Raw genomic sequence first — 18,694 nt, 5'->3', positions numbered from 1 at the left:
GATTGACAGAGAATCCGGCGCTTCAGTGATCACCCAGTGGGTGTGGCGGGAAATCGTCGGCCTTGGGCGCTAGAACACGTCCGGAGAACTGTGCACAGCGGGGAGTCGGCGAGGCGGCCTGTCAGAATGACAGTGTGGGTGCGATAACGCTGGACGGTAAGGCCACGCGCGACGAGATCTTCACCGATCTCAAAGAGCGCGTAGCGAAATTGACTGCTGCGGGCCGGACGCCCGGGTTGGGCACCGTACTGGTCGGTGACGACCCCGGATCGCAGGCCTATGTGCGCGGCAAGCATGCCGACTGCGCCAAGGTCGGTATCAACTCGATCCGGCGCGATCTGCCCGCGGACATCTCGCAGGCCGAACTCGATGCCACCATCGACGAACTCAATGCCAACCCCGACTGCACCGGCTACATCGTGCAGTTGCCGCTGCCCAGGCACCTCGACGAGAACTCGGCGCTCGAGCGCATCGATCCGGCCAAGGATGCCGACGGGCTGCACCCGACCAACCTGGGCCGGCTGGTCCTCGGTGTAGAGGCACCACTTCCTTGTACCCCGCGCGGCATCGTGCATCTGCTGCGCCGGTTCGACGTGCCGATCGCGGGGGCCCACGTGGTGGTGATCGGCCGCGGTATCACGGTTGGCCGTCCGATGGGTCTGCTGCTCACACGCCGCTCGGAGAACGCCACGGTGACGTTGTGTCACACCGCAACCCGTGATCTGCCTGGCCTAACCCGGCAGGCCGACATCATCATCGCGGCGGTCGGCGTACCGCATCTGCTGACTGCGGACATGGTCAAGCCGGGCGCTGCCGTCGTCGACGTCGGGGTGAGTCGAGTCGACGGCAAGTTGACCGGTGACGTGGCCCCCGATGTGTGGGAGGTGGCCGGTCACGTGTCGCCGAATCCCGGCGGGGTCGGCCCGCTGACTCGCGCGTTCCTGCTGACCAACGTCGTCGAGCTCGAAGAGTCGAAACTGGCGTGACCGTCCAGGAATTCGCCCACAAGCTGTTCGCCCGGCAATGGCCGATCCTCGTGGTCGGGCTGATCTTCATCGCGGCGTTCGCCCTGGTCGTGGCGGGTTACTGGCGGCGCGGTGCGCTGGTCATCGGCATCGGTGTCGGGGTGGCTGCGGCGCTGCGGCTGACCTTGACCGATGACCGGGCCGGCCTGCTGGTGGTGCGTACCCGGGCGATCGATTTCGTCACCACGGCCACCGTCAGCGCGGCGGTGCTCTACATCGCGTGGACCATCGATCCGTTGGGCACTAGCTAGCGGTGTGTCTCGCATCCGACTGCACATCTGGTGGATCCCACCGACGACGGAGGCGCTCAACGGATGGGATGCATGGTGCGTCAGTCGAATAGGCCGTCCTGGGTGGCTTTGCTGAAGAGTTGTTCGGATGCCCACTGTCGGATCGAGGCGTCTGGATCGTCTGCGGCCAGCGCCTGAACCAGTTCGTCGTCGCCGCTGGCAAGCAGCCGTTCCAGGGCTGCCTTGCGGGGTGCTTTATGTCCCCAGTCCAACGCCGCATTCAGCACGGTTCGCGCCTGATCGTCGTCAAGGGCGTCGGCTACGCGGACGGCTCCGGTCACGACGGCTGCCGCGTCGCGGGCCGGCAGCGACCGTGCGTGTTGCAGGACGTCGTCGGCTGCAGCTCGGCCTCGACACAGAACGTGGCCAGCAGCCCAGGTTCGCAGCGGCGGCCACACACTGCGGTCCGCAGTAGCGAGAGTGTCGGGGTGGACGCGGATCGTCCGGCCCGCTTTTGGAGCGCCGAGGCGGTACTCGACGAAGCTGGTGCCGACCCACCAGATCGGGTGCCGGTAGTGCACCCGCTCCTGCCAGAGCAGCGTGTCGGCGAGCCGATCTTGGTCGTCATCGTCGAGGATGCCTGACTCCACGATGCCGGCAAGCACCTGCGCGCTCACGCGGCGCCAGTGCCAGTCGGTACACAGCAGCAGGGCGGAATCGAAGGCGCCCGACTCACCCCCGCGGTGGACTCGTCGGAATGCATCGACCGCGACAGCCGGCGGCAGTGGACGGCCGACAGCACCCGACACCAGCTGCCGCCACAGGCCCAGCGCATCGGTGACATCGGAGATCTCCGTCGACTCCACGTGGTGGTCCACCCGGCCATCCTGACAGCACTACGCCTGGTGAGCTACCGTCGCCGGCGTGGGAAGCGACAACGACGAAACCCAGCGGATCATCGACGAGGCGCTCGGACTCGGGCCTGCCGATATCCAGACGACACTTGCGCAGCGATTGGCCTTGGCCGGTGCGACGTCGGTCGAGGATCTGCTCGCGGAGACCCTAGTTCGTCGATGGTGGTGGTTGGGGTTGGAAGGGTGTGTACCACCACCAGTTGGCGTGTTCGCCGGTGGGTCCGGGGCAGGGTGGGACGTCGGGTGGGGGTGTGGTTGGTGGCCGGGCCAGGGACCCTGCACTGAGTCGTCGCCCGGCGGCATCGGTGACGATGAGTCGGTCAGCCGGTCCGGTGATGGTGACACCCCCGCGATGGTGCAGTCGGTGATGATATGGGCATACCAACACCAGATTGTCCAGGTCGGTGCGCCCGCCGTCCTCCCAGTAGGCGTCGGCGGCGGGCGTAGTGTCTGAGCTTGTCGCTCAGGCTATTTCCCGCCGCCGCGCCCCCGAACCGGACGTGCGACTCTCATCGCATCCGGCTCTCCGTAGGTCAAGCTGGGACGACGATAGGTGTTGCCCAGGGTGTCGGGATCTTCGAGCCCCGGTAGCGATAGCGCTGGATGCTCATCGTGGTGGGGTTGTAGAGCCGAACACCGTTGTACTGCGGCCAGCGGCGCACGTGGTACTGGGCCCAGAGGGCCCGTTTGCCGGTGCGGGGATGTTTGTGCAGCAGCCAGCTCCACACCCGCCACCACATGTAGTTGGCGATGTGGGAGTAGGCCCGGCTGGCTGAACTGTGCCGGAAGTACTGGGCCCAACCGCGGACCATCCGGCTCAGTTGCCCGAACAGCTGATCGGCGGGTTGGTGGGTAATCCGTTTGGTCACCGTCTTGAGCTTGCGTCGCATCGTCTGCAGCGAGGTGCGCGACGGGTAGCTGTAGACGTATGCCCGGTTGCTTCCCCGCTGGATATGCCGCTGGATGCGGAATCCCAGAAAGTCGAAGCCCTCGTCGATATGCACGACCTGCGTCTTGGCCGGGGCCAACCGCAGCCCCATCGGTGCCAGCAGATCGGTCATGTCCTCCCACAGTTGTTCGGCGTGCCCGCGTTGGCCAAAGACCAGAACCACGAAGTCATCGGCGTATCGCACGAGGTGATACGTCGCTCCGCCGTGCTGGCGATGGGTCCTGCGGGCCGATCCGTGCCGGTGGGCCGCCCAGCGATTGTCGAAGTGGTCATCGATAACCGACAGAGCGATGTTGGCCAGCAGCGGCGAGAGGATGCCGCCCTGGGGAGTTCCGGTGTAGGTGTCATAGGTGGTGCCGTCGGTGCCGAGCACTCCGGCCTTCAGGAATGCCTTCACCAACCCCAGGATGCGTTTATCGCCGATCCGACCACGTATCCGGTGCAGCAGGGCAGTGTGGTCGATTTCGTCGAAACACGCTGCGATGTCGGCTTCGAACACCCACTCATAACCACGGTGAGCGAACATCCGAATGTCCTCGATCGCGTCCTGAGCCCGTCGCTGCGGCCGGAACCCGTAACTCGAATCGGAGAAATCCGTTTCGAATATCGGTTCCAGCACCAGCTTCAGCGACGCCTGTACCACCCGATCGGCCACGGTCGGGATACCCAACTTGCGGACCTTGCCGCTGGCTTTGGGTATCTCGACTCGCCGCACCGGTACCGGTCGAAACATGCCGGAGCGCAATGCGTCCCGCAACTGTTCGAGGAACCCGACGACACCATCGGCACTAGCCTCAATGCCGCGGGCGGTGCGTTTATCGATCCCCGCACTGCGGGCACCGGTGTTCTCCCGGACCCGTGCCCACGCTACCGCGAGGAAACACGGGTCCGCCACGAGGTTGAACAGATCGTCGAACCGACGACCACGATCGGCCATCGCCCAACAGTGCAGTTTGGTCTGCATCCTCAGTACCCGCTGGGCCGCCACGGACGGCAACTCCAGCGCGGCACCGATATTCATCGGTGCATCTTCTGACATGGCAATCTCCGTATTCTGCGTGTCCTACTGCCGCCCTTCCCGATGTGACCGGCTTTCCCGGCCTCGCAGTACTACGGCGGCTCCGCCCCATCCCAGTGCCCTCGGTGGGCATCGACNCCTNCCCGCCGCACCCCTGGCCGGGACGCGGGAAGGGAAGCACCCGAATGGTTCCCGTGTTCACATGTATCCGATTGGTGAGGCCGGCACCCAGCTTTACCCCGATGGCCCCGGTAGGTACGCCACAGACAATTCCCCACCGGCTGCTGCCCACCCCTGGCCGGGACAGGCAACGGACGCGTCCGATACACCACTTCCGCGTGCACCACAACACCGGTCCGATATCCGCCAGATTTGCAGACCGGTTCCACCTAACGAGGATTCCGACACTGGTTCCTCACGTATGCCCTCTCACCTTGCTCACCACGCGCCATGTCATCTGGCAGTACTGACCCGCCGTGGTTTTGTCAGGGCCGCTTGCCACCGAATCCCTCTCGATCCCTACGAGATTCAGCTGCCCTCAGCTTTCATCCGACCGCTGTGACGGCCGAACATCGGAGGTCTCTCACCTCCGATCGGAATACACGCGCCTCACGGCGCACATGCTGCAGGTGATGAGCGTGCAGACCGCGGGTGGCGCCGCAGCCGGGCACCACACAGCACCGATCCCGATGCCTCCAACACCCGGCGCAACCGGCGACTGACCTGCCGCGTACTACGCCCCGCACCGATCACCCGCCCGTGCCGTTCAAACCACACCTCACAGCTCGCATCACAGGACAGGAAGCGGCGTTCCTCATCGGACAACACCGGCCCGAGGTGCAGTGAGGCGACCGGTTTCGCACCGTCGCGGTCGAGGTCGACGTGCACCACCACCGTGGTGTGCTGCCCATGTGGGCGGCGCGCCACGTCGGTGTCCCAGCCGGCCTCGATCAGGCTCATCAATGCATCCACGGTGCCGGGGAACGGCGGTGCCTGCTCCGATGCCTGGTCGGCATCCTCGTGGTCACGCTTCCACTGCGCGATCAACGCGTCGTGATGCGACTGCATCGCAGCATCGACTGTCGCTGCCTCGTCGCGCGGCAGGGTGATCCGGTAGGTCGTGCAGTCGTCGTGAACCTCTTTGCGGAACGCGCGTTTGGGATCCGGTTCGGGATCTGGATCAGGGGCGGGGCGGGGTTCGAGTTTGACCGCCGTACGCAACTGGGCAACAGTGGCCACCGCCGCCAACTCCGCATAATGCGCATCGGAACCGTCGGCGGCGCGTTCGGCGATCACCCCCACCTGATCCAGCGACAACCGGCCCTCCCGCATCCCTTCGGCGCAGAGTGGGAACCCCTCGAGGCGGCGTGCGACTGCCACCATTGTTTCGGCGTTGTGCGGGGTGACACCGGTCTTCCAGGCCACCAAAGCTGTGATCGATCGGGCGCCGGTGGCGCCGCACAATTCGTCGCGATCCAGTTCGGCGACGATGTCCACGATGCGGCCGTCGATCGCGTTGCGTTGACCAACCAGCTCCGCCAGCTCCTCGAACAACCCCTCCACCCGCTGCACAGGACTCACCCCAGCAGCGAAAGATGTTGCCGTCGAAGACATAACACCAATCATCACAGAAGGGTCCGACAAATTCGGGGGCCTCACCGAAACTCACGAATCACTCGTATCATCAACGATATTCGTCGATCTGCTGGGCTATCGGTTGCGGGCGGCACCGAGATTCACACCAGGGACAAAAGCATCGCGGAATTTGTCCTTGGTGTGAATCTCGGTGACCGGGTCCGCTGGCTCGACATCGAAATGACCTCGCCAGTCGGGTACCGAAATAGCGGCGACTGCGCCGCGGTGAGCTCGCGCGGAAGAGATGATGGGTAAATTCCGTTGTAATACAGTCATTTCCGGTTCACTCGGTGGCGCAGGATCTGCGCCATGCCGCGTCCCCGTCCGGTGAACACTGCATGGACCAGCGCCTGATAGCGGCGACGGTCCGCAGCGTCGATCAGTGATTCCCGCCGGCGCGTGATGGTCGGCAACCCGGCTTCCACGCTGGGGCTCGGGCGGAACGCATCCGCGGAAACCCTTCGAGCCAAGCCGAATTCAAACCACGGCCACCACTGCGCGGTCATCGTCGCGACGCCCGTGTGGGGTGTGTGGCAGCCGGTAGTGCAGGAAGTCGGCGGCTACGACATCGGCTGTGGTGCGGTGAGCCAGTAGCTCGGCTCGCCGGCGGTCGATCTCGACGGCCGTCAGTGGCCGCCCGAGGTGCTCCATCGGCACCGTCAGCGCGCCGTCCCCGGCGCCGACTTCGATGATGGGACCCGTTGTGTGCGAGACGATTTTGACGATGCACTTCATCGGCAAGTACGAAGCGCTGGCCTACCGGCAGGTCGAGCGTATGCGCCGCAGTATCGAACTGCTGCGCGCCCGCCCGGAGAGCCGCTGTGGACCTCGCCCTGTTGATCCGCCCTGACGGCTATGTCGCCTGGGCTGCAGACGGATTCGAGGACACTGGGTTGACCGGCGCACTGCAGCGGTGGTTCGGTGCCGAGGACGCCGGCGCCGTCGATCGCCTCATTTGACTGCAGACGACGCCGACGATCTTGCGCTGGTCTTCCTCACTCGGTCAGGGCAGAGTCGACCGGATGGACACCGTCACGTACGGCAGTGCCAAGCCCGTGCTGTTGGCCAGCGCGGGGTGCGTGGCCAGCAGTTCGCGCACTTGGCCCAGCGTGCGCGTGCGCACCTGTTCGGGCGAGGTGATGCAGTAGCTACGTGAGGCCACAAGGTCGATGAGTGCTTGTGGCGTCAGATAACTCGTCCACTCGACCTGTTGGCGTTCGGTATCGGCGAACGGCGCGGGCAGCGTGACCTCATGGTTGAACGGGTCGTTCTCGTGACCGATGATCTGCCCCAGGTCCTTGACCCAGCCCATTCGCTCGTCGCGGGTGTTCCACACCAGACCCAGCCGCCCGCCCGGGCGCAGCACCCGGCTCACCTCGGCCACTGCCCGCTCCGTATCGAACCAGTGCCAGGCCTGGGCCACGAGCACGGCGTCGACGCTGTTATCCGCCAACGGGATTTCCTCGGCGGTGCCCAGCAGCGCCGGGGTGTCCGGCAGCGAGTTCGTCAGCAGCTCGAGCATCTCCGGAATCGGGTCCACGGCAATAACATTCAGGCCGCGTTCGACGAGCCGGGTGGTGAGCTTGCCGGTGCCCGCACCCAGGTCGAGCACGTCGTGCGCACCGGTGGGCAACAACCAGTCGATCGCTTCCGGTGGGTATGACGGGCGGCCGCGTTCGTAGGCGGCGGCTTCAGAGCCGAACGATAGGGAACGTTGCTGGCTCGACATGCTCACCTCGGTATCAGCTCCAGCGTCCGGCGGACCAGCTTGCCGACCACCTCGGTCTCGACCAGGAAGCCGTCGTGCCCGTACTCCGAGTCGACGACGTCCAGCTCGTGGCAACCGGGCAGCAGCTCGGCCAGTTCCTCTTGCAGGCGGATCGGATAGAGCCGGTCGGAAGTGATTCCGCCGACCACCACCGGTACCGGGCAACCCTGCAGTGCGGCCCGGACCCCGCCGCGGCCCCGGCCGACATCGTGGTTGGACAGCGCGTCGGAGAGCACCACATAGGTTCCGGGATCGAATCGGGCGGCGAGCTTGCCGCCCTGGTACTCCAGGTAGCTCTGCACGCTGTAGCGACCGCCGGTGACCGGGTCCTCGTCGGCCTGCGGGTCGTTGCGGAACCGGGAGTCCAGCTCCTCTTCGCCGCGGTAGGTGAGGTGCGCAAATCGCCGCGCGATCTCCATACCGGTCATGGGTTCGCGGCCCGTGCCGTAATAGTCGCCGCCCTGCCAGTCGGGATCGGTCTTGATCGCGGCGACCTGACTGCTCTGGGTGCCGATCTGGTCTGCGGTCGCCCGCGCCCCGACCGCCAACACGAGACCGGCGCTGACCTCGTCGGGATGGCCGACCAGCCATTCCAGCGCGCGGGCCCCGCCCATCGAGCCGCCGACCACCGCCGCGACCCTGGTGATACCGAGCGCTGCCAGCGCGGCCCGGTCGGCCTCCACCTGATCGCGAATGGTGATCTGGGGAAACCTTGAGCCCCAAGGCTTTCCGTCGGGGGCAAGGGAGCCGGGGCCGGTGGAACCGCGGCAGCCGCCCAGCACATTGGTCGAGATCGCGCACCAGCGGTCGGTGTCGATCGGGGCACCCGGGCCCACGACGCCGTCCCACCAGCCCGGTGTCGGGTGGTGGGGGCCGGCCGGACCCGTGATGTAGGAGTCTCCGGTCAACGCGTGCAGCACGACCACGACGTTGTCGCGGGTGGGAGACAATTCGCCCCACCGCTGCACTGCGATGGTGACATCGGGCAGGATAGTGCCGTTCTCCAGGCGCAGCGCGCCGATGTTGACCACGCCCAGCTCGCCCTCGGCGGGCAGGGCGGCAGGTGGAAGACCAGGGAGCATGGTGGTTGTTTCGGTGATCGTCACGATGCGTTTCTCACGTTCTCACACCGTCGCCGGGGCCTGGTCGGCGTCGCGGAACGGGTGGGCGGCAGCGAAACCCTGATCCAGGTCGGCCAGGATGTCGTCGATGCCCTCGAGGCCGACGGCGAGGCGCACCAGTCCGGGAGTGACACCGCTAGCCAGCTGCTCCTGAGGGCTGAGCTGCTGGTGGGTGGTCGAGGCCGGGTGGATGACCAGGGAGCGTACGTCGCCGATGTTGGCGACGTGACTGTGCAGGGTCAGCGCGTTGACGAAGGCCTTGCCGGCTTCGACACCGCCCGCCAGCTCGAAGGCAAGCACCGCGCCGGTGCCCTTCGGAGCGAGTTTGCGGCCCAGCTCGTACCAGGGGGAAGTGGGCAGCCCGGCGTAGTTCACCGAGATCACATCCGGGTGCCCGGCGAGATGCTCGGCAACCTTCTGAGCGTTGGACACGTGGCGTTCAACGCGCAGTGACAGTGTTTCCAATCCCTGCGCGATGAGGAAGGCGTTAAAGGGTGCCGCGGCACTCCCCAAATCACGTAGCAGCTGCACCCGCGCCTTGAGCGCAAAGGCCGGTGCACCGAGGTCGGCGAACACCACACCGTGGTAGCTGGGGTCCGGCTGAGTGAACCCGGGAAAGCGTCCGCTTGCCGTCCAGTCGAAGCTGCCGCCGTCGACGATGACGCCTGCGATCGCCGAACCGTGCCCGCCCAGGTACTTGGTGGCCGAGTGCACCACGATGTCGGCGCCGTGGGCGATCGGCTGGATCAAGTACGGGGTGGCGATGGTGTTGTCGATGATGAGGGGGACGCCGTTGTCGTGGGCGATGGCCGCGACATTGGGGATGTCGAACACGTCTATTTGGGGGTTCGAGATGCTCTCGGCGAAGAGGGCCTTGGTGTTGGGTTTGACGGCGGCCCGCCACGAGGCCAGGTCGTCGGGGTTCTCCACGAAGCTGACCTCGATACCGAGCTTGCGCAGCGTGTAGTGGAACAGGTTGTAGGTGCCGCCGTACAGCCGCGGGGATGACACGATGTGATCGCCCACCCCGGCCAGGTTCAGGATCGCGAACGTCGAGGCGGCCTGTCCGGAGGACAGGAACAGCGCGGCGACGCCGCCTTCAAGGGCTGCGACGCGTTGCTCGACCACGTCGGTGGTCGGGTTCATCATCCGGGTGTAGATGTTGCCCGGCTCGGTCAGCCCGAACAGCGCCGCGGCGTGGTCGGTGTCGCGGAATGTGAACGACGTGGTCTGGTAGATGGGCAGTGCCCGGGCGTTGGTGGTGCTGTCAGGCGTTTGACCTGCGTGGATCTGCTTGGTCTCGAATGACCAGGCGTCAGGTGTGGTCATCGTCGGTATCTCCTATGAAGTCGGGGTGAATCGGCTACCGGGCGTCGTGCCTACACGTACAAGACGGCAAACGGACGGAACAGTTCACGGACGACAACACATGGGTGGCCTCCATCAGGATTTCCCTGTCTCTCTGGGGGCCCGTACCTTCGGACCCGCGCTTGCCTTGCAGCCGGCGACGGCTACTCAACCTGGTCATCACCCGGGGCACCCCACCGCGGTTGGAGGGTTGCCGGCCAGCAAGCCGGGGCTTATCGCTGGCACTCATGACCGAGATAAAGGGTATCGCATGATCGCGGGTCAGAGCCAAGTGGTTTGATCTGGCGGGTCGGCTCCGAGCGTTGCTGAACATGTTTCAGTCCGGGTCACCAACCTACTCGTCGGTAGCGAAAGTGGGCACGTCAGCAGGGTGAGCCCCCTTGTATGGTGGCCGCGAGAGACATTCGAGGAGCAGGAGGGTGCGGGCTCACATGTCCAAGATCAAAGTCGAAGGCACCGTTGCCGAACTCGACGGTGACGAGATGACCCGCATCATCTGGCAGATGATCAAGGACCAGCTGATCCTGCCGTACCTCGACATCGACCTGGACTACTACGACCTCGGCATCCAACACCGCGACGCCACCGACGACCAGGTCACCATCGACGCGGCCAACGCCATCAAGCGGCACGGTGTCGGCGTCAAATGCGCGACCATCACCCCTGATGAGGCTCGGGTCAAAGAGTTCAACCTCAAGAAGATGTGGCTCTCGCCCAACGGCACGATCCGGAACATCCTCGGCGGCACTATCTTCCGCGCACCGATTGTGATCGAGAACGTGCCGCGGCTGGTCCCGGGCTGGACCAAGCCGATCATCATCGGTCGCCACGCGTTCGGCGACCAGTATCGGGCCTTCAACACCAAGGTGGACAAGCCCGGAACGTTCACCGTGACGTTCACCCCTGATGACGGCAGTGAACCGCTGGTGCACGAGGTGGTGCACATCCCGGAGTGCGGTGGCGTCATCATGGGCATGTACAACTTCCGCAAGTCCATCCAGGATTTCGCCCGCGCGTCGTTTTCCTATGGGCTGCAACAGGATTACCCCGTCTACCTGTCGACCAAGAACACCATCCTCAAAGGCTACGACGGGATGTTCAAGGACGAGTTCCAGCGCATCTTCGATGACGAGTTCAAGGAAGAATTCGACAAGCGCGGTCTGACCTACGAGCACCGCATGATCGACGACATGGTGGCCTCCTGCCTGAAGTGGGAGGGCGGCTACGTCTGGGCGTGCAAGAATTACGACGGTGACGTCCAATCCGACACCGTCGCACAGGGTTACGGTTCACTCGGGTTGATGACCTCGGTATTGATGACGCCGGACGGCAAGATCGTCGAGGCCGAGGCCGCGCATGGCACCGTCACTCGGCACTACCGCCAGTTCCAGCAGGGTAAGCCGACCTCCACCAACCCGATTGCGTCGATTTTCGCCTGGACCCGCGGTCTGGAACACCGGGCCAAGCTGGACAACACCCCCGAGGTGGCGCACTTCGCCGAGACGCTTGAGCGCGTTGTCATCGAGACAGTCGAGGGCGGTTCGATGACCAAGGACCTCGCGTTGCTGATCGGTCCGGATCAGGCATGGCAGACCAGCGAGGCGTTCCTGGCGACCATCGCCGACCATCTCAAGAGGGCGCTGGCCGGCTAAACCCGTTTGGTGACTGCGGACCAGCCGTAGGGCGGCCTGCAGCCGAGCGGCGCGGTTGACTGTGGGCTAGCCCGTGGCGCGCGCCTGGTCGGTGTGGCTGTCGACGAAGTCGACGATCAGCTTGGTGATGCGATCGGGTGCCTCGAACATCGGCACGTGGCCGACGCCGTCCAACGTCGTGACGAGCGCGTCGGCAGCGAGGCTGTTGGTGAAATGCCTGGTGAACCGCGGTGTGGGCAGCACCCGGTCCTTTTCGCAGATCACCAGGTGGGTAGGCGTGCGGGAATCGGCGATCTCCATGAGTCCTGCGGTGGTCAGCGCCTTGAGCATGAGCTTGAAATACGCTGGGCAATGCGACAGGTCGTCGATCAGGTCGCGGCGGTCGCTGTCGGTGATGGCGTCGGGCGTCGCGCAGACCGCCAGATAGGCGATCTGCTTGGAGAAGGGCAATCGCAGTAGCCGCTGCCCAAACAGGGTGGCGCCCAGCATAATCGGCAACCCGGCCACGAATTTCGCGATGATCTCGTACTTCGCCGGCGTAAACCGGGCCCAGCCGCCCGCGGGTGCGACGCCGGTCAGGGTCCGGGCGCGGCCGCGGTGTTCCAGTTCGAACGCGACCCAGCCACCCAGTGAGTTTCCGACGATGTGTGCGGTGCCCCAGCCCAGTTGATCCAGGCGACGCTCGACATCATCGGCCAGGGTGGCGACGTCGAGCAGCAGCGGCGCATGCGGGCCGCCGTGGTGGCCGGCCATGGTGGGGGCGAACACCTCGTAGCGGCCGGTCTCGGCGAGTTGGGGTGCGACGTACTTCCACACGCTCTGCGACAGCAGGAACGGGTGCAGCAGCAGGATCGGTTCCCCGCCCGGAGTACCGAGGTGGATCGGCGCGTGTTCGGCCATGCATCTCGACACTAAGGCGATACCGCCGGTACCGCAAGGAGCTGTCGGTGCGGGTCGGTAGGGTCTCGGCCGTGGCATCTCCCGGCTCACTGACCGTCAGCACCATCAACGTCAACGGCATCCGCGCCGCGGTCAAGCAGCGCTCCACCGAGAATCTCGGCCTGCTGCCCTGGTTGAAGGAGACGACGGCCGACGTGGTGTGCCTGCAGGAGGTCCGCGCCGACGACGATCAGCTGGCTGACGCGCTCGCTCCGGCGCTGGCAGACGGCTGGTACCTGGCGTCGGCGGCGCCGCACGTCAAGGGGCGCAACGGCGTTGCGGTGTTGTCACGGCACGCGATCGACGCGTCGCGGCTGCTGGTGTCCGACGAATTCGGAGCGCACGGCCGCTACCTCGAGGTCGATACCGCGGGGGTGACGGTGGTCAGCATGTACGTGCCGACGGGCGAGGCGGAGACCGACCGGCAGTTGGAGAAGGAGCGGTTCATGGTGACCGTCGCGGCCCGCATGGCTGAGCTGCGCCGCGCGGATGTTGTCGTGTGTGGCGACTGGAACATCGCCCACACCGAGAACGACATCAAGAACTGGAAGGGCAACATCAAGAAGTCGGGCTTTCTCCCCAGCGAGCGGCAGTGGCTGACCGAGTTGCTGGCCACCGGCTGGGTTGACGTGGTCCGTGCGCTGCACCCCGACGTCGCCGGCCCGTACAGCTGGTGGTCATGGCGCGGAAAGGCATTCGACAACGACGCCGGGTGGCGTATCGACTATCACCTGGCGACACCGGGGCTGGCTGCCCGAGCGGTCAGCGCACACGTCGACCGTGCCGAGGCGTACGCGCTGCGGTGGTCCGACCATTCACCGGTGACCGTTTGCTACGGGTGAACCCCAGCCCGGCCGCAGGCTGGGACAACTCACCGCCGGCGATCGTGAGGTGTTGCTGCGCGTCCTGCGTCAGCTGACCGGTGAAGAAACCGGATGACGCCAGTGCGAAAATCGTCTCCATCATGACTAGTGGAAGCAAACGCGTCGTGTTCTCCGGCGCCCAACCCACCTCCGATTCCCTGCACCTCGGCAACGCGCTGGGCGCGGTGACGCACTGGGCGCAGCTGCAGGACGGCTATGACGCGTTCTTCTGTGTCGTCGACCAGCACGCCATCACCGTCCCGCAGGATCCCGAGACCTTGCGCCGGCGCACCCTGATCACCGCGGCGCAGTACTTGGCCCTGGGCATCGACCCGGCCCGCAGCACGGTGTTCGTGCAGAGTCATGTGGCCGAACACAGCCAGTTGGCGTGGGTGCTCGGCTGTTTCACCGGGTTCGGCCAGGCCTCGCGGATGACACAGTTCAAGGACAAGTCGCAGAAGCAGGGCGCGGACGCCGCCACGGTCGGTTTGTTCACCTACCCGGTGCTGATGGCCGCCGACATCCTGCTCTACGACACCGATCTGGTCCCGGTCGGGGAGGATCAGCGGCAGCATCTGGAACTGGCCCGTGACCTGGCGCAAAGGTTCAACGGGCAGTTCCCGGACACCTTCGTGGTGCCCGAGGCGATGATCCCCAAGGCCACCGCCAAGATCTACGACTTGCAGGATCCGACGGCCAAGATGAGCAAGTCGGCGGCCACCGACGCGGGGTTGATCAGCCTGCTCGACGACCCCAAAGTCACCGCCAAGAAAATCCGTTCGGCGGTGACTGACAGTGAGCGAGAGATCAGGTTCGACCCCGCGAACAAGCCAGGCGTCTCGAATCTGCTGACCATCCAGTCCGCGGTGACCGGCACCGCGATCGACACGCTGGTCGACGATTACGCCGGCCGTGGCTACGGCGACCTCAAAAAGGACACCGCGGAGGTGGTCGTGGAGTTCGTCGCACCGATCAAAACCAGGGTCGATGAGCTGTTGGCCGACACCGCCGAACTCACTGCGGTACTGGCGGCCGGGGCGGATCGCGCTCGACAGGTTGCCGGCAAGACCCTCGCCCGGGTTTACGACAGGATAGGGTTTCTTCAGCAAACGTCGTAAGCGCCCGGGCAGGGGGGTCGGTGAGCGAGCAGGAGAAACCGGGGTTCCTTGACCGGCTGCGGTCCCGCTATCCCTGGTTCGATCGGGTGATGCGGGCGCAGGATCGCTATAACGACTGCAACGGCGACTTCTACGCAGCGGGCATCACGTACTTCACCATCTTCGCGCTGTTCCCACTGCTGATGGTCGGGTTCGCCGTCGGTGGTTTCGTGCTGGCCAGCAAGCCCGGCCTGCTCGACGAGATCGAGAACCGTATCCGGTCGGTGGTGTCCGGTGACCTCGGCCAGCAGCTGATCGCGCTCATGGACTCGGCCATCGCCTCGCGTGGCACGGTCGGCGTGATCGGCTTGGCCACGGCGGCTTGGGCTGGGTTGGGCTGGATGGCCAACCTGCGTGAGGCGCTGAGCCAGATGTGGCTGCAGCACAGGCATGATTCCAGTTTCGTCCGCAACAAGCTGTCGGATCTGCTGGCGCTGGTCTCCGCGTTTCTGGCGATGGTGCTCACTATTGCGCTGACCGCACTGGGCGACCCGGAGCTGATGCGAAAAGTGTTGCGATGGATAGGCTTACCCGATTTCGCTGCGCTGGGCGGTGGGCTGCGCGTGGCGTCCATCCTGATTTCGTTGCTGGTCTCGTGGTTGCTGTTCAGCTGGATCATCGCCCGGTTGCCGCGGGAATCCGTGCACTTCCGCAGCGCTCTGCGCGCCGGATTGCTGGCTGCCGTCGGATTCGAGCTGTTCAAACAGGTGGCGTCGATATATCTGCAGTCGGTCACCCGCGGGCCCGCGGGGGCGACATTCGGCCCGGTGCTCGGCCTCATGGTGTTTGCCTACGTCACCGCACGGCTGATCCTGTTCGCCACCGCATGGGCGGCGACCTCGACCGAGAGCCTCGCCGAGCTGCACGTGGCCCCGCCTGATCCGGCGCAGATCACCACCCGCATACAGGTACACGAGGGGCCCGGCGCCTCCGGGCTCGTCGCCGCTGCGGCAGCCGGTGCGATTGGTGCGCTGGGTATTTCACGGCTGATGCGAAGATAGCGGCCGCCTCGTCCGGTGTCCGGGCCCGGCGGGCCCGAGAGTAACATCGCCGGGTGTGAGCATCGTTACCAGCTGGGCGCGTGAGATGGGCCTCGAAGTACCAATTGTCAACGCGCCCATGGGCGGTGCGGCCGGGGGCCGGCTGGCGGCGGCAGTATCGCGGGCCGGCGGCCTCGGCATGATCGGTATGGGCAGTGCCGCGACACCCGAGTTGTTACGCGGCGAGCTCGCCACCCTCGGTGCTCTCGACCGTCCGTTCGGCATCGGCCTCGTGCACTGGGTGATGACCAATCAGCCCGAGCTCCTCGACGTGGCGCTGGCCGCCCGGCCTGCGCTGCTCAGCGTGAGTTTCGGTGACGACTGGGAATGGGTGCGGCGCGCCCACGACGCCGAGGTGCGGGTGACGACGCAGGTTGCGACGGTCGACGCCGCGCGGCGCGCTGTCGACGCCGGGGTGGATGTGCTGGTGGCCCGCGGCGCCGAGGGCGGTGGGCACGGGAAGCCACTCGTCGGCACCCTGCCGCTGCTGACCGATGTGCTCGACGCGGTCGAGGCACCTGTGCTCGCCGCCGGTGGGATCGCCTCGGCGCGCGGGGTGGCCGCGGTACTGGCGGCCGGCGCGGCCGCGGCATGGGTGGGCACCGCGTTCTCCACCTGTGTCGAGGCGCTCACCCCGGATGCGGCGCGGGACGCGTTGCTCGCCGCCGACGCTGGATCGACAACGCTGACCTCCGAATTCGATATTGCCTCCGGATATGGTTGGCCCTCAACCATTCCTGAACGCGTGCTCGTCGACGCTGCGGGGCGGGCCACGCCGGTGAACGCCGGGGAGGGGGTCGGCATGGTGACCCGGGCCCTGACCGCCGCGGAGACCATCACAGCGCTGATGAGTCGAGGCTGAGCGGGTCCGACCAGCGACCTTGCCTCATTACGGCCTGCACCGCGAGATCCGCATCGAGTACCACCAGATCGGCACGCAGGTGTGGCGAGATGCCGCCGACGTCGGTGAGCCCGAGAGTGCGGGCCGGTGTCGTCGCCGTCATCTGCACTGCGGCTGTCAGCGCATCATCGGACGCCGACGAGTCCACGGCCGCCCGGAAGATCCGGTCCATCGTCGCCGTGCTGCCCGCGATGGTCGATTCGCCACGCACCCGCGCGACGTGGTCCCGCACGTCGACATCGAGTGTGCCGAGCCGAAACGAACCGTCGGCCAGCCCGGCCGCGGCCATGGCATCGGTGATCAGCGCAACCCGGTCGGCTCCCGCCGATTCGACGACGTGCCGCAGCAATGCGCGATGCACGTGCACACCGTCGGCGATCAGTTCCACGGTGACCCTTGGATCCTCCAGTAAGGCCAGGGCGGGGCCGGGGTCACGGTGGTGTAGCGGCCGCATCGCGTTGAACAGATGGGTGCCGACCGTGGCGCCCAGTTCTACAGCCCCGTGGGCCTGCTGGTAGCTGGCATCGGTATGGCCAACGGCGACAACGACTCCGGCGTCGACCAGCAGCCGGATGGCGTCGCCGCTACCGGGCAGTTCGGGTGCGATGGTGACCATGCGGATGGCACCGTCGGCCGCGGCCAGCAGGGCCTTGACCTCCATCGGGTCCGGATCGCGCAATTGTGTGGCATCGTGCGCGCCACAGCGTGCCGAGCTGAGCCACGGACCCTCTAGGTGGATTCCGGCCACCACACCGGTATTGGTGGCTTCGGTGAGTGCGGCCACCTCAAGCAGCAGGTCGGCCGGTGATGCGGTGACCAGACTGGCGAGCGTGGTGGTGGTGCCGTGACTGCGGTGAAACGTTGCCGCCCGGACGATTTCGTCGGCCACGCCGTCGGTGTAGGACGCGCCACCGCCGCCGTGCACGTGGATGTCCACGAATCCGGGCACCACGATCGCATCCGGATATTCGACATCCGCGGGCCGTGGGGGAGCACCGCCGCCGCAGTCGATGATGCGGTCCGAGCTCGTCTCGATCCAGCCCGGTCGGTGCACCCCGTCGGCGGCCACCACGGTGCCCGCCGCAATCAGTGTCACAGGGTCTCCGTTACCTTGCGCAGCCCGCGTGGCTGGTCCGGGTCACCGCCGCGGGCCAGGGCCAGATGCAGGGCAAGCTGTTGCAGCGGAAGGATTTCCAATAGCGGAGAGAGCTCGTCGGGCACCGTGGGCAAGGCGATGCCTCCGGCTAGCCCAGCCAGGGCCGCGGGAGCACCCACCCCGAACACGTCGGCGTGCCGCTCGGCCAACCGCTCCAGTACCGGCAGCATCGCCTGTCCGCCGGCGCTGTCGGGCACGATGGCCAACACCGGCACCTGCGGGTCGACGGTTGCCAGCGGGCCGTGGAGCAGGTCGGCACCCGAGAATGCCTGTGCCGAAAGGTACGACGTCTCCATGAGTTTGAGGGCGGCTTCCCGGGCGGTGGGGTAGGAGTATCCACGCGCGGTGGTGATGAGTCGTTGCGCGAACCGGTAGCGTTGCGCGACCTCGCGCACCTGCTCACCGCAGGCCAGCACGGCCTCACCAAGTTCGGGCAGTGCCTCGGTGCCCCGACTGTCACCGCCGTCGAGCAGCAATTGCAGGGCCAGCAGTTCGGCGGTGTAGGACTTGGTCGCCGCCACCGAGCGTTCCGAGCCGGCCAGCACGTCGATGTGGATCTCGGCGGCCGCGGCCAGCTCGGATTCGGCGTTGTTGGTGACGGCGACGGTCAAAGCGCCCTGGGCCCGGGCGACTTCCACCGAACGCACCAGGTCGGGCGACCCGCCGGACTGGCTGACCGCGATGTAGAGCACGTCGCGCAGATCGGGCTGGGCGCCGTAGACCGTGACGGTCGACGGCGACACCAGTCCGGCGGGCAGGCCGTGTTTGATCTCGATCAGATACTTGGCGTACAAGGCGGCATGGTCACTGGTGCCGCGGGCCACCAACTGGGCGAAACGCGGTGCGGTCCGGGCGATCCGGTCGGCAGCGGCACGGATCGGGTCGAGCCCGTCGGTGAGCAGTCGGCGCCATACCTGCGGCTGTTCGGCGATCTCGGCGGCCATCAGGTGGCCAGGGG

General features: G+C 66.2%; 15 protein-coding genes, 5 pseudogenes and 1 riboswitch. Of the genes and pseudogenes, 9 read left to right on the top strand and 11 right to left on the bottom strand.

Features of this window, described 5'->3' with window-relative positions:
- Nucleotides 1-134: 134 nt before the first annotated feature.
- On the top strand, nucleotides 135-986 hold the full coding sequence (locus tag B133_RS0112990; RefSeq protein ID WP_018601690.1) for a bifunctional methylenetetrahydrofolate dehydrogenase/methenyltetrahydrofolate cyclohydrolase: 852 nt from the start codon (nucleotides 135-137) through the stop codon (nucleotides 984-986).
- A complete protein-coding gene (locus tag B133_RS0112985; protein WP_018601689.1) occupies nucleotides 983-1,276 on the top strand; it encodes a DUF3017 domain-containing protein in 294 nt (97 codons plus the stop codon). The genes B133_RS0112990 and B133_RS0112985 overlap by 4 nt, the downstream gene beginning before the upstream one ends.
- Nucleotides 1,277-1,356: 80 nt before the next feature.
- Here the strand turns inward: B133_RS0112985 and B133_RS0112980 are convergent, their stop codons facing one another.
- The 5 genes and pseudogenes from B133_RS0112980 to B133_RS23725 all read right to left on the bottom strand — a co-directional run.
- Complete coding sequence (locus B133_RS0112980; RefSeq protein WP_018601688.1) at nucleotides 1,357-2,133, bottom strand: hypothetical protein; 777 nt, start codon at nucleotides 2,131-2,133, stop codon at nucleotides 1,357-1,359.
- Between the two features lie 184 nt (nucleotides 2,134-2,317).
- Nucleotides 2,318-2,596 (bottom strand): annotated as a pseudogene (locus tag B133_RS24915) (HNH endonuclease signature motif containing protein); the annotation flags it as partial.
- A 106-nt stretch (nucleotides 2,597-2,702) separates the two neighbouring features.
- Complete coding sequence (gene ltrA, locus B133_RS0112970) at nucleotides 2,703-4,139, bottom strand: group II intron reverse transcriptase/maturase (protein ID WP_018601686.1); 1,437 nt, start codon at nucleotides 4,137-4,139, stop codon at nucleotides 2,703-2,705.
- A gap of 617 nt (nucleotides 4,140-4,756) precedes the next feature.
- Nucleotides 4,757-5,750: pseudogene (locus B133_RS22790) on the bottom strand (DUF222 domain-containing protein); the annotation flags it as partial.
- A gap of 296 nt (nucleotides 5,751-6,046) precedes the next feature.
- A pseudogene (locus B133_RS23725) lies at nucleotides 6,047-6,497 on the bottom strand (rRNA adenine N-6-methyltransferase family protein); the annotation flags it as partial.
- Between the two features lies 1 nt (nucleotide 6,498).
- Here B133_RS23725 and B133_RS24910 point away from each other — a divergent pair.
- Together B133_RS24910 and B133_RS24410 are read left to right on the top strand one after the other, a co-directional pair.
- Nucleotides 6,499-6,582, top strand: a pseudogene (locus B133_RS24910) (TetR family transcriptional regulator); the annotation flags it as partial.
- Nucleotides 6,581-6,730 (top strand): annotated as a pseudogene (locus tag B133_RS24410) (hypothetical protein); the annotation flags it as partial. The pseudogenes B133_RS24910 and B133_RS24410, both read left to right, overlap by 2 nt.
- A gap of 44 nt (nucleotides 6,731-6,774) precedes the next feature.
- On the opposite strand, the gene B133_RS0112945 reads toward B133_RS24410, so the two are convergent.
- Genes B133_RS0112945 through B133_RS22780 form a run of 3 tightly spaced genes read right to left on the bottom strand, consistent with a single transcriptional unit; the run spans nucleotide 6,775 to nucleotide 9,989 of the window.
- Nucleotides 6,775-7,500, bottom strand: coding sequence for a class I SAM-dependent methyltransferase (locus B133_RS0112945; RefSeq protein WP_036418605.1), 726 nt, complete (start codon nucleotides 7,498-7,500; stop codon nucleotides 6,775-6,777).
- 2 nt (nucleotides 7,501-7,502) lie between these two features.
- Complete coding sequence (locus B133_RS0112940; protein ID WP_085974275.1) at nucleotides 7,503-8,621, bottom strand: homoserine O-acetyltransferase; 1,119 nt, start codon at nucleotides 8,619-8,621, stop codon at nucleotides 7,503-7,505.
- A gap of 42 nt (nucleotides 8,622-8,663) precedes the next feature.
- On the bottom strand, nucleotides 8,664-9,989 hold the full coding sequence (locus B133_RS22780) for a bifunctional o-acetylhomoserine/o-acetylserine sulfhydrylase (protein WP_018601682.1): 1,326 nt from the start codon (nucleotides 9,987-9,989) through the stop codon (nucleotides 8,664-8,666).
- A gap of 152 nt (nucleotides 9,990-10,141) precedes the next feature.
- Nucleotides 10,142-10,261, bottom strand: a riboswitch (SAM riboswitch).
- Nucleotides 10,262-10,459: 198 nt separating this feature from the next.
- Here B133_RS22780 and B133_RS0112930 point away from each other — a divergent pair.
- On the top strand, nucleotides 10,460-11,680 hold the full coding sequence (locus tag B133_RS0112930; RefSeq protein WP_018601681.1) for an NADP-dependent isocitrate dehydrogenase: 1,221 nt from the start codon (nucleotides 10,460-10,462) through the stop codon (nucleotides 11,678-11,680).
- A gap of 66 nt (nucleotides 11,681-11,746) precedes the next feature.
- Here B133_RS0112930 and B133_RS0112925 read toward each other — a convergent pair whose 3' ends face one another.
- Nucleotides 11,747-12,580 (bottom strand): alpha/beta fold hydrolase, encoded by an 834-nt coding sequence (locus tag B133_RS0112925; protein WP_018601680.1) that lies wholly within the window; start codon nucleotides 12,578-12,580, stop codon nucleotides 11,747-11,749.
- A gap of 71 nt (nucleotides 12,581-12,651) precedes the next feature.
- On the opposite strand from B133_RS0112925, the gene B133_RS0112920 reads away from it, so the two are divergent.
- From B133_RS0112920 to B133_RS0112905, 4 genes are all read left to right on the top strand, one after another.
- Nucleotides 12,652-13,461, top strand: a complete 810-nt coding sequence (locus tag B133_RS0112920; RefSeq protein WP_018601679.1) for an exodeoxyribonuclease III — start codon at nucleotides 12,652-12,654, stop codon at nucleotides 13,459-13,461.
- A gap of 122 nt (nucleotides 13,462-13,583) precedes the next feature.
- The gene (gene trpS / locus B133_RS0112915) at nucleotides 13,584-14,600 is read left to right on the top strand and encodes a tryptophan--tRNA ligase (RefSeq protein ID WP_026256363.1); all 1,017 of its coding nucleotides are present in this window, start codon (nucleotides 13,584-13,586) and stop codon (nucleotides 14,598-14,600) included.
- 20 nt (nucleotides 14,601-14,620) lie between these two features.
- Nucleotides 14,621-15,640 carry an inner membrane protein YhjD gene (gene yhjD / locus B133_RS0112910; RefSeq protein WP_018601677.1) on the top strand — a complete coding sequence of 340 codons (1,020 nt, stop codon included), beginning with the start codon at nucleotides 14,621-14,623 and terminating at the stop codon, nucleotides 15,638-15,640.
- Nucleotides 15,641-15,725: 85 nt separating this feature from the next.
- Nucleotides 15,726-16,541, top strand: coding sequence for a nitronate monooxygenase (locus tag B133_RS0112905; protein ID WP_018601676.1), 816 nt, complete (start codon nucleotides 15,726-15,728; stop codon nucleotides 16,539-16,541).
- Here the strand turns inward: B133_RS0112905 and nagA are convergent.
- A complete protein-coding gene (gene nagA, locus B133_RS0112900; protein WP_018601675.1) occupies nucleotides 16,516-17,676 on the bottom strand; it encodes an N-acetylglucosamine-6-phosphate deacetylase in 1,161 nt (386 codons plus the stop codon). The two genes, B133_RS0112905 and nagA, sit on opposite strands and share 26 nt — an antisense overlap.
- Complete coding sequence (locus tag B133_RS0112895) at nucleotides 17,673-18,680, bottom strand: SIS domain-containing protein (protein WP_198291067.1); 1,008 nt, start codon at nucleotides 18,678-18,680, stop codon at nucleotides 17,673-17,675. The genes nagA and B133_RS0112895 overlap by 4 nt, the downstream gene beginning before the upstream one ends.
- Between the last annotated feature and the right edge of the window lie 14 nt (nucleotides 18,681-18,694).

The sequence above is a fragment of the Mycobacterium sp. 155 genome, from assembly GCF_000373905.1.
Taxonomy (GTDB): domain Bacteria; phylum Actinomycetota; class Actinomycetes; order Mycobacteriales; family Mycobacteriaceae; genus Mycobacterium.
Note: the sequence above shows the minus strand (reverse complement) of the source record. Positions and strands in the feature narration are given on the sequence as shown.